The sequence below is a fragment of the Aeromonas sp. HMWF015 genome, from assembly GCF_963878965.1.
Lineage (GTDB): Bacteria > Pseudomonadota > Gammaproteobacteria > Enterobacterales > Aeromonadaceae > Aeromonas > Aeromonas veronii.
In genome coordinates this window covers 4,054-17,348 of the sequence record NZ_CAWNZT010000344.1, presented here as the reverse complement: position 1 = coordinate 17,348, position 13,295 = coordinate 4,054, and the positions used below count along the sequence as shown (strand labels likewise).

General features: G+C 59.6%; 13 protein-coding genes and 1 pseudogene. 2 read left to right on the top strand and 12 right to left on the bottom strand.

Annotated elements, in window-relative coordinates:
* Window positions 1-228: hypothetical protein (locus AACS18_RS17380; protein ID WP_219927985.1), on the top strand; the 228-nt coding region annotated here is incomplete at its 5' end.
* Between the two features lie 136 nt (window positions 229-364).
* Here the strand turns inward: AACS18_RS17380 and tyrA are convergent.
* The 12 genes from tyrA to hinT form a co-directional block, all read right to left on the bottom strand.
* Window positions 365-1,492 carry a bifunctional chorismate mutase/prephenate dehydrogenase gene (tyrA, locus tag AACS18_RS17375; protein ID WP_108612848.1) on the bottom strand — a complete coding sequence of 376 codons (1,128 nt, stop codon included), beginning with the start codon at window positions 1,490-1,492 and terminating at the stop codon, window positions 365-367.
* A gap of 135 nt (window positions 1,493-1,627) precedes the next feature.
* Entirely contained in the window at window positions 1,628-2,701 is a 1,074-nt protein-coding gene (locus AACS18_RS17370; protein WP_108612847.1) for a 3-deoxy-7-phosphoheptulonate synthase, read from the bottom strand.
* Between the two features lie 409 nt (window positions 2,702-3,110).
* On the bottom strand, window positions 3,111-4,412 hold the full coding sequence (gene glgC, locus AACS18_RS17365; RefSeq protein WP_005334047.1) for a glucose-1-phosphate adenylyltransferase: 1,302 nt from the start codon (window positions 4,410-4,412) through the stop codon (window positions 3,111-3,113).
* A gap of 282 nt (window positions 4,413-4,694) precedes the next feature.
* Window positions 4,695-5,612, bottom strand: a complete 918-nt coding sequence (secF, locus tag AACS18_RS17360; protein WP_181363315.1) for a protein translocase subunit SecF — start codon at window positions 5,610-5,612, stop codon at window positions 4,695-4,697.
* A gap of 150 nt (window positions 5,613-5,762) precedes the next feature.
* Window positions 5,763-7,565, bottom strand: coding sequence for a protein translocase subunit SecD (gene secD, locus AACS18_RS17355; RefSeq protein WP_108612845.1), 1,803 nt, complete (start codon window positions 7,563-7,565; stop codon window positions 5,763-5,765).
* 158 nt (window positions 7,566-7,723) lie between these two features.
* The gene (locus AACS18_RS17350) at window positions 7,724-8,158 is read right to left on the bottom strand and encodes a hypothetical protein (protein ID WP_108612844.1); all 435 of its coding nucleotides are present in this window, start codon (window positions 8,156-8,158) and stop codon (window positions 7,724-7,726) included.
* A 95-nt stretch (window positions 8,159-8,253) separates the two neighbouring features.
* Complete coding sequence (locus AACS18_RS17345; RefSeq protein ID WP_108612843.1) at window positions 8,254-9,111, bottom strand: DUF6279 family lipoprotein; 858 nt, start codon at window positions 9,109-9,111, stop codon at window positions 8,254-8,256.
* 3 nt (window positions 9,112-9,114) lie between these two features.
* Window positions 9,115-9,939, bottom strand: coding sequence for a choline/ethanolamine kinase family protein (locus AACS18_RS17340; RefSeq protein WP_258228759.1), 825 nt, complete (start codon window positions 9,937-9,939; stop codon window positions 9,115-9,117).
* 10 nt (window positions 9,940-9,949) lie between these two features.
* On the bottom strand, window positions 9,950-10,546 hold the full coding sequence (gene lpoB, locus AACS18_RS17335; RefSeq protein WP_108612841.1) for a penicillin-binding protein activator LpoB: 597 nt from the start codon (window positions 10,544-10,546) through the stop codon (window positions 9,950-9,952).
* Complete coding sequence (locus AACS18_RS17330) at window positions 10,546-10,944, bottom strand: YcfL family protein (RefSeq protein ID WP_108612840.1); 399 nt, start codon at window positions 10,942-10,944, stop codon at window positions 10,546-10,548. The genes lpoB and AACS18_RS17330 overlap by 1 nt, the downstream gene beginning before the upstream one ends.
* 82 nt (window positions 10,945-11,026) lie before the next feature.
* Window positions 11,027-12,463 (bottom strand): COG3014 family protein, encoded by a 1,437-nt coding sequence (locus AACS18_RS17325; RefSeq protein WP_181363314.1) that lies wholly within the window; start codon window positions 12,461-12,463, stop codon window positions 11,027-11,029.
* On the bottom strand, window positions 12,463-12,813 hold the full coding sequence (hinT, locus tag AACS18_RS17320; protein WP_021231009.1) for a purine nucleoside phosphoramidase: 351 nt from the start codon (window positions 12,811-12,813) through the stop codon (window positions 12,463-12,465). Before hinT ends, AACS18_RS17325 begins: the two co-directional genes overlap by 1 nt.
* 252 nt (window positions 12,814-13,065) lie before the next feature.
* On the opposite strand from hinT, the pseudogene AACS18_RS23605 reads away from it, so the two are divergent.
* Window positions 13,066-13,295, top strand: a pseudogene (locus AACS18_RS23605) (methyl-accepting chemotaxis protein); the annotation flags it as partial.

Below are 13,295 nucleotides of genomic sequence, written 5' to 3'. Positions count from 1 at the left end.
TTCTTGCTTCTTGCTTCTTGCTTCTTGCTTCTTGCTTCTTGCTTCTTGCTTTATCTCTTTGATAAGGAGGGCTCTGCTCTCCTTTACGTCATACAGCAATTGCTCGCAGCAGCTTGGTTTGACTGTGAGAATCTGGCAGCCCTTGCAAGGGGCGGTGCTATTTGCGCGGATTGTGCGGATATGGAAGGGGCATGCTTGGTGGATGTGATGCAGCGCAGGGTATTGTGAGGCCAATCAGCGGTAGGTACTTGATGTGTCGCCGCTCGCGACTGAGTTAGCGTTGAAATCGGTAATAAACAAAAAAGGGAAGATGCCTGAGTATCTTCCTTTTTTGGTGATATGAGCGGTGACTGCTTTTGCGGGATTAGCCGTGTTGGCGGCGGTCGTTGGCCTGGGCCAGTAGCATGCGGCTTTCACGCAGGAACTGGTCGGCATGCTCGCCGAAGAAACCGGAAACTTGCGAGAAAGCCTCGATGAAACCATCCCTGTCCCCCCGTTCCAGCAGCCCCAGCGCTTCGCCGAAGTTTTGGTAGTAGCGACGGATCATCGCCAGATTCTGCGGTGACGACAAAATGATGTCGGCATAGAGGTGGGGATCCTGGGCAAACAGCCGCCCCACCATAGCGAGCTCCAGTCGGTAGATGGGGGAGCTCAAACTCAGCAGGCGATCCAGATTGGCCTGCTCCCGGGAGAGGTGCCAGCCATAGGCAAAGGTGGCGAAGTGGCGCAGTGCCTGAATGAGGGTCATCGCCTCATCGTGGGCCTTGGCTTCTACCTGTTGCAAGCGGGCGCCCCAGATGGTCATCTGATCCAGCAGCCATTGGCTGGCGGCGGGGTCACGACCCTGGCAGCAGACGATCACCTGCTTGGCGAGACTCGCCACATCCGGCCCGAACATGGGGTGCAGTCCCAGTACCGGCCCTTGGTGCACCGCCAGCATGTGCTCGAGCGGCGCTGATTTGACGCTGGTGACATCAACCAGCAGGCAATCTGCGGGCAGGTTGCCGAGCCGGTCGATGATCTGGCAGGTGATATCGATGGGCACCGCCACCATCACCAGACCGGCTCCGGCAAGGATCTCGTCAGCGCGCGGCCAATCGGCTTGTTCCAGCGTCTCGACCCGATAGCCTGAGAGGCTGAACATATGACCGAACAGCCGACCAAGCTGGCCCTGACCGCCGATGATGACCACCTTGCCAAGATCCGGCTTTATGCATTTGAAGCCGGTATCTTTCTCGCTGGCATAAGATTCACGCATCACCCGGCGCAGCACGTCTTCGATGAGATCGCCCGGCACCCCCAACTGCTCAGCCTCAGCGCGGCGGCGGGCCAGCATGCTCGCTTCCCGATCCGGTGCATAGATGGGCAGGCCGTGGCGGCTCTTTACCTCACCCACTTCTCCCACCAGGGCCAGACGGGCGGCAAGCAGATCGATCAGCTGCTTGTCCACCGCATCTATCTTGTCCCTGAGTACATTCAACTCTTCAGCCATATCCAGTCCCTGCTGGCGCCGCGAGCGGCGGCGCCCTGAAATTCAAGATGCAACAAGGTATCACGGTGTGAGCGGCTTGATGCCACCAGCGGTGATACCTCGATTGTTCAATAGGTTACGACAAGATACCACGGCTTATCGTGCAGTTCTGCCCTTGAGGGGGTCAGCCAGCTGGTTGTGGCAGCGGGCCAGCAGGGTAGCGGTGGTGTCCCAGTCGATGCAGGCATCTGTGATGGAGACCCCGTAGTGCATCTGCTCCTTGGGCTGCTCGCTGGACTGGTTTCCCTCGAACAGGTTGGATTCGAGCATCACCCCGATGATGGAGCGGTTGCCCTCCTGGATCTGGTGGATGACGTTGTCGGCCACCTTGGGCTGCAAACGGTGATCCTTGCTGGAGTTGCCGTGGCTGCAATCCACCACAAGGCTCGGCAGCAGGCCCGCTTTCTCCAGCGCCTCTTCCGCCAGCGACACGTTGACCGAGTCGTAGTTGGGATGTTTGCCGCCGCGCAGGATCACGTGGCCATCCGGGTTGCCCTGGGTCTGCAACAACACAACTTGGCCCTGCTGGTTGATCCCCATAAAGGCGTGAGGGGAGGAGGCCGCCTGCAGCGCATTAATGGCAGTCCCCAGGTTGCCGTCGGTGCCGTTCTTGAAGCCGACCGGCATCGAGAGACCGGACGCCATCTCCCTGTGGGTCTGGGATTCGGTGGTGCGGGCGCCGATGGCTGACCAGGAGAAGAGCTCGGCCAGGTATTGCGGGCTGATGGGATCGAGCGCTTCGGTGGCCAGCGGCAACTCCAGCTCCGCCAGCCAGCAGAGCAGCTCGCGGGCACGGTGCAGCCCCAGCTCCACATCGAAGGTGCCATCCAGATTGGGGTCGTTGATAAAGCCTTTCCAGCCGACCGTGGTGCGCGGCTTCTCAAAGTAGACCCGCATGACAATGTAGAGAGAGTCCTGATAGGCATCATGCAGCGCTTTGAGTCTGGTTGCGTACTCTTTGGCGGCGTCCATATCGTGGATGGAGCAGGGACCACAGATCACCAGCAGCCGGTGATCGCGGCGGTGAATGATGTCGGCGATGGTATTGCGGGCCCCTTGCACGAATGCCAGCGCCTTGTCGGAGATGGGTAACTTCTCCTTGAGCTGGGCAGGCGTGATCATCACTTGTTCGGACTGGATATGGATGTTGTTCAGGGGGTCTCTTTGCATGATTTCATTCTCTCTACTGTATTAAGCCAAAAGCGGTTGTACCTATATGTTTACACTGGTACCTGCTTTGTTACGCAACCGCCCTCACCTTACCAAGGAAAAACAAACAATCAAGTGAAACTAGCGGGTTTATAGCTAAAAAGTCAGATAAAGGAGCTGCTATATAGCGCGAACAGGAATAATACAGAGGGCTTTTCGGAGGGGTAATGGTTGTTTTGTAATTTAATCTTTACAACCTAAGGGCGTAAAGGTTGCATTGTCCAGCTGTTCGACCACAGTGAATGTCATCTCTGCAGCACAGCTACGCGATGGCAATGATGGTGTGAGGTGGCTATCTGGTCAGCCATAGAAAGAGGGAGCCATCATGGCTCCCTTTGCGGTAGGAAGGGGGATCCCGTTTGGCTGTGGATCAGCGCTTTTGTTTTCCCTGCAGCTCTTTGTTCAGGCGAGTGAGCATCCCCTGGGTGACCAGCACTATGCCCTGCTCGGAGCGGTGGAAGCGACGTGCATCTTCATCGGCGTTTTCACCGATCACCGTGCCTTCCGGCAGTTTGCACCCCTTATCGATCACCACCCGGCGCAGTCGGCAACCGGCACCAATCTCCACACCCGGGAAGATAACGGCCTGATCCAGAGTGCAGAAGGAGTCGACCCGCACATTGGTAAAGAGCACCGAACTCAGGATGAAAGAGCCACTGACGATGGTGCCCCCGGCAAACATGGAGTTGATGGTCATGCCGTGCTGGCCGTTTCGGTCCTGCACGAACTTGGCGGGAGGAGTCATGTTCTGACTGGTCCAGATGGGCCAGTCCTGATCGTAGATATCCAGCTCAGGCGTGACGGAAGCGAGATCCATATTGGCCTCCCAGAAGGAGTCCACGGTACCCACATCGCGCCAGTAGGGGCGGCGATCCGGACAGCAGCCGACACAGGACATGCCAAACGGGTGAGCGAATGCGGTGCCCTCTTTCACCACGCGGGGGATCACGTCCATGCCGAAATCGTGATGGGACTGCTCGTTGGCAATGTCCTCTTCCAGCAGCTGATAGAGATACTCCGCATCGAAGATATAGACGCCCATGGAGGCCAGCGCGGTGTCGGCCTTGCCCGGCATGGCGGGCGGGTTGGCAGGCTTTTCGACGAAGGCATTGATCTTGCGATCATCATCCACCGCCATTACCCCGAAGGCGCTTGCTTCACTGCGTGGCACCTCGATGCAGGCAACGGTCACCTTGGCGCCCATATTGACGTGGTCGAGCAGCATGGCGGCGTAATCCATCTTGTAGATGTGATCGCCTGCCAGCACCACCACATATTTGGGGGCGTGATCGCGGATGATATCCAGATTCTGGTAGACCGCATCGGCGGTACCCCGATACCAGTTCACCTCATCCACCCGCTGCTGGGCAGGGAGCAGATCGATAAACTCGTTCATCTGGTAGCGCAGGAAAGACCAGCCCGATTGGAGATGGCGCAACAGGCTGTGGGATTTGTACTGGGTCACGACACCGACCCGACGGATGCCGGAGTTGATGCAGTTGGAGAGCACGAAATCGATGATGCGGAATTTGCCGCCGAAATGAACGGCAGGTTTTGCACGGTTGTCGGTTAACTGTTTGAGGCGACTACCCCGCCCTCCTGCGAGTACCAAAGCCATGGTCTCGTTCAGCAACTGTCTGGATTTTGCTGTATTGGCAGGTTGTAACAACATCTCATATCCCTTTGTAGATAAATCACTACAATGTTGCCTCCTTTGAGCCCTCAAGAAAGTGCTTTCAGTCACATTTTATGGTTTCTGACGTAATAAAATGACCTTTTTGTTATTAAAAATGACGGGTTGATCCGTCATTGCTTTCAATATGGTCAGTTGTCAATTGAGGCGAGCCGAACGACAAAATGGGCGGCGAGAGAGGAGGGATGATAAAGCCCCTGCCAATGGTTGGCAGGGGCCCGGTTTGTTGAGGCCTGGTGAGCCGGGCCTGGTTAACAAGGTTCAGGCTGCGTTGGCCAGTGGCTCCTCGCTCTTCTTCTGGTAAGCCTGCGGGGTGAGGCCCAGCAGCTCCTGCACGGTCGAGGCGACGGTGATGGAAGAGACGGTGCCCACCAGGATCCCGGCAAACAGGGTGAAGGAGAAGCCGTAGAGGGCGTCACCACCAAACAGCAGCAGGGCGCCCACGGTAAACAGGGTGGTGCCCGAGGTGATCATGGTGCGACTGAAGGTTGCCTTGATGGCCACATCGGAGCACTCGTGGATCCCCATCTGGGTACGCGAGCTCAGCAGATCCCGCAACCTGTCCGAGATGACGATGCTGTCGTTGAGGGAGTAGCCGATCACCGCCATCAAACCGGCGATGATGTTCAGATCGAATTCGATCTGAAAGAGTGACAGCAGCCCCAGCGCTACGATGGCGTCATGGACCACCGAGAGCAGGATGCCGATGGCCTGACGCCACTCGAAGCGAAACGCCAGATAGGCCGACATCGCCAGCGAAGCCACCAGCACCGCCAGCATCCCCTGCTGGAACAGCTCGGCACCCACCTGAGGGCCGACGATGGTGGTACGCAGCAACTCGACCGGCATCCCCAGCTGTTGGGTCAGCATGGTGGCGAGATCTGCCGCGGGCCAGGGCAGTTCGTGGGGGGGCAGCTTGATCAGCCACTCGCCGGGAATACCAGCCGAACTCAGCTCAACGGCTCCCGCCAGCGGGGAGACCAGCATGGCATTGAGCTCATGGGCCTCTTTCAGGGTCTGGATATGAAACTCCAGCAGGATCCCGCCGGTAAAATCGAGCCCCAATGTCAGGCCGTTCATCAGCAAGATGGCGACGCTGGCCACGGTGAGCAGGATGGAAGCCCACAGGCCGATATAGCGCCAACGGGTCAATCCCATTGCAACGATCATTCTCAACATAATTCTCTCCTTGGCCAGCCAGCATCAGGCTGTTGGCCCATCACGACGTGTCGCGACACGCCGGGAAATAGTGTTCTGCTTTGGCCGCTCCGGCCATATCCATGGCCGATGGCGCAGTCAAAGCCGCTCATCAGAGGGACTGCTGTCCCGTTACACCTTCAGCGTGCGCTCGTTGCTGCGTCCCCAGAGGGGGTTGATGATGGCGCGCGTACCCCAGATCCCGGTGATCATGCTGGAGAGCAGACCCAGAATGAGGGTGATGGAGAAGCCCTGCAGCGGCCCGGAGCCGATGGAGTAGAGCACCACGGCGCAGATGAGCGTAGTGATATTGGCATCAAAAATGGTGTGGAAGGCCGAGCGATAGCCAAAATCGATGGCGTTGGCCAGTGAACCTCCTTCCCGCAGACGGTCCCTGATCCGCTCGAAGATCAGCACATGGGTATCCACAGCCATGCCCACCGTCAGTACCAGACCGGCGATCCCCGGCAGGGTCAGCACGGCACCCGGCAGCACTGCCAGCATGCCGACCTGCATCAACAGGTTGGCAACCAGCGCCGTGATGGCAACCCAGCCGAATTTGCGGTACCAGGCCATCATGAACAGCATCATGCCTGCCATGCCGAAGGCCAGCGCGGTGAAGCCCGCCTCGATATTCTGCATCCCCAGCGTCGGGCCAATACTGCGTTCTTCCAGGATCTTGAGAGGGGCGGTGAGGGCGCCGGCACGCAGCAGCATGGCCAGCTCTTGCGCTTCCGGCAGACTGCCAATGCCGGTGATGCGGAACTGGTTGCCAAGGGCGGTCTGGATGGTAGCGACGTTGATCACCTCGCTCTGGGCGCGCAGTTTGCCCTGAGCGTTGGTTTTGTACTCGGTGAAGACGGTTGCCATCGGCTTGCCCACATGCTGGCGGCTGAACTGGTTCATCTTGCTGCCACCCTGGGTGTCGAGCACGATGTTGACCTGGGGTTGACCCATCTCGCCCATGTTGGCGCGGGCATCGACGATGTGCTCGCCGGTGAGTACCGGCTTGCGTGCCATGCCGACGGCCTGACCGTTGCGATCGGCGATATAGAAGTGGCTATCGGCTTTGGCCTCGTAGAAGGCCAGCGAGGCGGTGGCCCCGATCACCTCTTTCGCCTGCTTGGGGTTGTGCACCCCGGGCAGTTCGATACGGATGCCATCTTGGCCCTGACGCACCACTGAGGCCTCGACGATGCCGAGTTCGTTGATCCGTTTTTTCAGGATCGACAGGTTCTGGGTCACGGCGTTGTTGACCAGCAGGGTGTGCTCAGCATCGCTCAGCACCAGTTTCAGATCATTGCCGGAGCGGGTCAGCTTCCACTGATCCTGACGGGTACCGGCACTCTCTTTGATGATAGAGAGCCAGCTATCCTGTTCGGCCACCTCCGGCAGGGTGACGGCTACGGCGCCCTGTGCCGTGCGCGTGACGTTGGCGCCGCGCAGATTGGCTTCACGGAAGCGGGTGCGCAGGGTGTCCACCAGATTCTTGGTCTGATTGTCGATGACAAAGTCCACGTCCACCCCGATCAGCAGTTGGGAGCCGCCGCGCAGGTCGAGCCCCAGCTTGATGGGAGCGGCGCCGAGGCGGGTGATCCAGGCCGGCGCGTTGGAGTGAAACTCCAGGGTCAGGGCGGCACTGTCGACCCCTTGCAGCTCCAGCAACTGCTTGGCGCGCTGCTGTTCGCCCTGGCTGGCAAAGACCAGCTCGACTCGCTCAGGTTGTTCGATCACCTTGACCGGTGCCAGGTGCTTGTCGCTCAGCAGCATCTGTTGCTGGGTGGTCAGGCGCTGCTGTCCGTGCAGGCCGAGGGAGGGCTGCTCACCGAAAAAGGTAGGCAGGGAGTAAAAGGTAAAGGTCAACAGCATCAACAGCAGCAGTGCGTACTGCCACTTGCTCATGCGGTTGAGAACGGTGCGATTGCTCTTTCTCATGGCAAACAAGCCTCTGTCAGGAGAATGGTGCCCTGGCCGATAGCATCAAGGCTCGGCAAGGCGAAAAAAATGGGATGCATCAGATGCGGATCAGGCAGCCGCCGGATCCGTCAGGAAGAGGAGATGAGCAAACAGTGGATGTGCCAGCCCCTCCGGGGTCAGGCGCTCAGATAGCTCTGGGTGAAGCGGTATTGCAGATGTTGGCGCTGTAGATGGCGCCGATGGATCGCGCCGAAGCGATCACGAAAACTCTGTTTGTGATAGAGCTCGGGTGCCAGCATCAGCCAGCCGAGCAGCAACAGCAGGATGGCTTGGGCCGACCAGCTCTGGATCAGCTCGTAGACCACACTCTTGGGCTGGTTGTCACTGCGCAGGGATTGTTCGAGACGCAGCAGGTGATTCTGATGGCTGCCGACAAACTTGATGATGCCATCGTCGCTGTCGCTAAGCTGATTGAACACCTGAGTCTGCTGCTGTTCACTCTGGGCAGATGCGGGTAGCAGCGGGCCTTCCATTCGGGCGATGGAACAAAGCAGGGTGAGGGCGATAACCAGAGTGACCAGCACCAGTTTTACTTTGTCGATAAGGCGCAAAGGTTAATTCCCGATAAATAGGAAGGGCAAACTACCATAAGTGCCCGGTTTGAACAAGGTAGCCCTGGGCGCATGGCACCATTCGGTGCCGCTCGTCAGCTGCCGCTCATCTGCTTGAAGTCGCGGGCGTAGCCCTTGAGCAGGGAGTAGAGATGGGCCCGCTGGGAGATATCCAGCGACTGGCTCATGGCGCTCAGCCAGTTGACGGTACGTTGGCGCGACTGCTCGGTATAGCCGGTAAAGCGGCCATCCATCAGCCCATCCCCCTCGGCCAGCAGGTCAGTCAGCTCGCGGGTAAAGTCGGGACTCTGGCGCTGCTTCATCAGCCTGTCCAGCTCCTGGGTCCAGGACTCCTGAAACTCGAGCCAGGGGGGCATCAGCTCGTATTGCCATTCGGCCCACTGGGCCACCAGTGGCGCCTGTGCCGGTTTCACCTCGCCAATCCAGAACTTGAGCCGCTTGTTCATCTTGTCGCGAAACTCCGCCAGCATCTGCTCTTTGGGCTCAGTGGCAAAGTCCTTTTGCCGCTCCCGTTGCCGCTTGATCCGATCTGTCATAAAGCGTGCCACCTGCTCGTCGGTCAGGGTGCGCGCCAGCCTGACCGCACGGGGGATGGTGTTTTCCAGTGTGCGGGTCAGGCTCTGCTGCACCGCATCGAGGTTGGTCGAGATCTGCTCCGGCGTCATGGGGCTGGCCACTGCCTTGGCCAGCGCGTCGAGATCCTTGGCGTAGCGCGGCAGTTCGTGCTGGCGATGCCAGGCCATCAGCCCCTTCACTTCGCGGCTGAGCAGATCCTTCTGCGAATAGGAGAGGGCAAAGTAGTCATCCAGTTGCCAGATGATGGCGGTATCGAGCCAGTAGTAGATCACCCGGGTGGAGCAGCCGGTCAGCAGCAGGCCGATCAGCAGCAGACCCCAGGTTTTCGGCTTGTGCCAACGCACCTTGTTTATCATCTGTTACTCCAGTCGTTGCCGGTTGATGGCGATCAGGGTGTCATAGTCGAGTGAGGGCTGTTGCTCTGCCATCAGCAGGGCCCAGAGCAGGCCGATATAGTCGACCCAGGGTAAAAATGCCTCGCTCTGAAAATCGGGCCACTGGTGGCGCGGCATGGCCTGCAGATAGTGCGCTTCCAGCTCGTCGCGCCGCTCGGCGGGCCACTCATGGGTGCGCTGGATGCTGGCGAGCTCAAAGCCGGGGTGACCTGCCGCGCCATACTCCCAGTCGATGACCCAAGGCTTGCTTCCCAACAAGTTAGCCGGATTGAGATCATGGTGGCAAGGGCGCCAGCAATCATTTGGCTCACTGCAGGCGAGCAAGCTCCGCTCCAGTGCGGGCAGCCAGGAGGGAATGCGGGCCAGTCGGGCGCGATAGCCCGCGGCGTGGGCCCGCACCGCCATCACTACCGCAGGCAGCGGCAGGCGATGGAGCTTGCGCAGCACCTCAGCCAGCAGGCGGGGCTGATCGGCTGTCGGTGGCGCCGCGTGTACCCAGTTTGGCTCATCGCACCATTCGAGCAGCATCAGACCGCTGGCGGGATCGCCATAGTGGCAGGGCAGCGCCAACCCTTCTGCCATCGCCCCCTGATAAAGCTGCCACTCGGTGGGACGGTCGATGCCAAGGCGCACCGGGTCGGAGTGGCCCTGACGTAAAAAGTAACTGCGCCCCGAGGGGAGGCGCAGTCGATAGTTGCAGTTGGTCAGGCCTAACCCGAGTGGTTCCAGCTGCCCCTCCCGCCAGGGGGCGGGCAGGCTGGCCAGTAGCGGATCACGGTTGCCTGTCACCAGGAGCCTGTTACCAGCCAAAGGTGGACTTCTTCGCCTGCTTGCGGATCTCTTTCTGATCGGCCCACAGCAGTTCGCCGTTTTGCAGATCCATCAGGTTCATGGTCATCTGGTAGTAGATATCTTTCACCTTGCCATTGTCTTTGACGATGCTGGCGAGGTTGCCATAGACCATGTAGCGGGCACCGGTCTGCTTGCCCAGACGTACCATGGAAGCCGGGTCTACCATGCCGCTGCTCTGCTGGTATTCGAGCTGCTGCTTGACGGCGGCCACCTTGCTCATGTCGACGAAGCGGAATTTGCCGGCCCGCAGCAACTTGGTGCGGATGGTATCGGTGATGGCTTCGGTATCGATGTGCTCGGAGGTCTTGTTGCGGATGGAGTCCATAAACATCACCGGACGACCGCCAGCTGTGATCTCGCTGGTGGCGGGGGAGGCGAGCATGGAGTCCGCCATCTTGTCGGCGATGGCCTGCAGGTCACTTGAGCCGTAATCGACGGTGACAGTTTCGGTTTCAGTGGGATCACCATAGCTGACGGTAGTGCTGGAGCAGCCGCCCAATAGCAATGCAGAGGTCAATATCAGCAGGGCATGATTCATTTTCATCAGTTGGATTCCTCAATCACTTCGCGTACGTAAATCCGGTAACCCTGCGCCGCCGGGCTGGGCGCCAGGGCCGAGAGGGTGCGGGTCTGATAGCCATGCAGCTTGATGGGGGTCCAGCCGCGGCCATCGCTGGCGACCTCCTGACCGGCCTCATCATACCAATAGAAGATATATTGCAGCTTGTTATCGCCGCGCTGGGTGCTGGCGGCGGCCACATTGACCTGCAGCAGGCCATTTTGCTGGCGGCGGCTCAGCTCGGTCAGGGTGACGTTGACGTTTTGATGCTGCTCCAGCGTGGGTGCACCGCCCGCCGGGCCATAGAGCGCCACGCCGGAGGTGTTGGTGGCGCAGCCGGTCAGCAGCAGCGCGAGCCCGAGGGCCAACCCGTATGCTTTCATCTTGCTCTCCTTAATCGGGTGAGTGGGGCCGCGTGTGAGCCTGCCCGGTTAATTGTCTTGCTCATCTATCTTCGCCATCTGCTCAGAGCGGCATCACCCGGGTGGTCAGACCGGCGCCGAGGCGCTGTACCCAGACCAGGGTGGTGCGTCCCTTGTGGATGGTGAGCGGCAATTGCCGCTGCGCTGCCCCCGCGCCCAGGGTGAGATTGATGTCACCGGCCGGCACTATTCCCTGCCAGCTCGATGCCTGCGCTGGCAGCGTCAGCCAGCTGCGGGTATCGGCCCGCTCGGAGAGGGTGTTGAAGATCCCCACCAGAATATTGCCCACATCCCCTCCCTCTTTGGCGGCGGTGCGGCGCATCTGCTCCTTGGCCACCAGTCGCAGCGCCTGGCGGGTCAGCATGCCGGGCAGCCGCTCCTGCAGATCTTTGGCGGCCAGCGCTTCCAGCCTGACCAGCTCGCTGGTCTGCTCGACCCGCTTGCCGACTTCCACCGTCAGCGGGCCGGTGTCGCTGGTCCGATTATCGTAATAGGGGATGGCGACGGTAAAGGTGCGAAAATCGCCGCGGGAGGTGGAGATGGGGAGCGGCAGGAACAGTTCGCGCCGTGCCGGGATCAAACCATCTTCAAACAGCACCACCAGTTGGCCTTGATCTTTTGCAAGCGGCGGTGCTTTGCGGCCTATCTTTTTCTCGGTCTCGCGGATCTCGTCCGGTGAGCCACGCAGCCGCGCCAGACGCAGCAAGGCATCTTGCAGGCTGCGGTTGTCCGGCGCTATCTGGTAGCCGCGCTGATAGTCGACCCAGGCATCGTTGAGATCCCCGGCCGCCTCATAGAGCACGGCGGAAAAATAGAAGGTGTAGGCGTTCTGAAAACCGTTTTTGACCTTGCCGATCAACCGGTCGAGATCAGGTGCGCCGCGCGACATCAGCTGGCGCATCTCGCCTTCTGCTTCGGCCTCTTCGCTCTCATCCTTCGCCTTGCGCACCTCATCGGCTCGCCGTTTCAGGGCCTGCTCCTGCACCTGATTGGCCCGGCGCACCTCCACCAGGGCGCCATCGGCATCACCCCGTTGCAGGTAGTTGAGGGCCAGATAGTGGTGCAGCATGGTGCGTTCGTAATCGGGAGTGAGATAGGCCATCGACTGGTCGTTGGTGAGCAGACTGCCCACCTGATCCAGACCGTGGCTCAGCCGGTATTCGGCCTGATTGTCTTCCCACTGAAGGCGGCTGTCGGCGGCGGTGAACGCCTGCTTGCTGCCCGCATCCTGACCCGCCAGCCAGGCGATACGCCCCTGTTCGAGCCGATCGAGGACAAAGGTGTCATCCCCAAGGGTGGAGTCACGCACCTCGGGCAGCGCCTCGGCGGCATGGCCCAGCAGCAGCTGGTTGCGCAGGGGCACCATCTGATCGGAGTAGGAGACGAACATATCCTGCCAGCGGGAGGCGCAGCCTTCCAGCAACAGCAGGGCGCCGCAGAGCAACAGGGCGCTGCGGCAGGTTGAGGCGTGGCGATTCATTACAGGCTGAGCAGCGGTCCCAGCGGCTGGCCACCGACCAGATGCATGTGGATGTGGTAGACCTCCTGCCCGCCGTGGCGGTTGCAGTTCATGATGAGGCGGTAGCCATCTTCGGCGATGCCCGCCTCGCTTGCCAGCTTGCGGGCCACGGTGAACATCCGGCCAAGGGCCAGTTCATGTTCGGCTTCCACGTCATTGACGGTGGGGATCAGCACATTGGGGATGATCAGAATATGGGTTTTGGCCTTGGGCTGGATATCCCGGAATGCGGTGACCAGATCGTCTTGATAAAGGATGTCGGCGGGGATCTCTTTACGGATGATTTTGCTGAAAATGGTTTCTTGCGCCATGGCTAACTCCCTTATATGAAACAGAAAATTGAACTAGAACCCCAAGCGGCTCCCGAAAGGGGGGCGAGCAGCACGCCAAGTGTGACACAAGCCGACATTTGACACAGCTGATGTCCCATTCCCTTCAGTTATTGTTAAAAATACCGATAGCCAGAGGGACGTCATCTGCAACGCCTGTTCAGGGTGGTCTGCAGGGTATCAAAAGGACGGGGTACTCAGGCAAGGGACTTTTGCATATACAGCGGGACAATAATGAAACAAACAATGTCGGATCTCTCCATCTTGCAGCGAGTCTACCTTGGCTTCGCGATCCTGGTGGCCGTGATGGTGGCCAGTTCACTTCTCACATTTCGTAGTCAGGAGACTCTGGGGAATGCACTCGAGCAGGTTACCCAGCAGTCTATGCCGCTGGTGATTGCCAGCAGTCAGACCCAGATCACCCTGCTCAGCGCCAACAAGTGGCTGGGGGATGTGCTCACCGA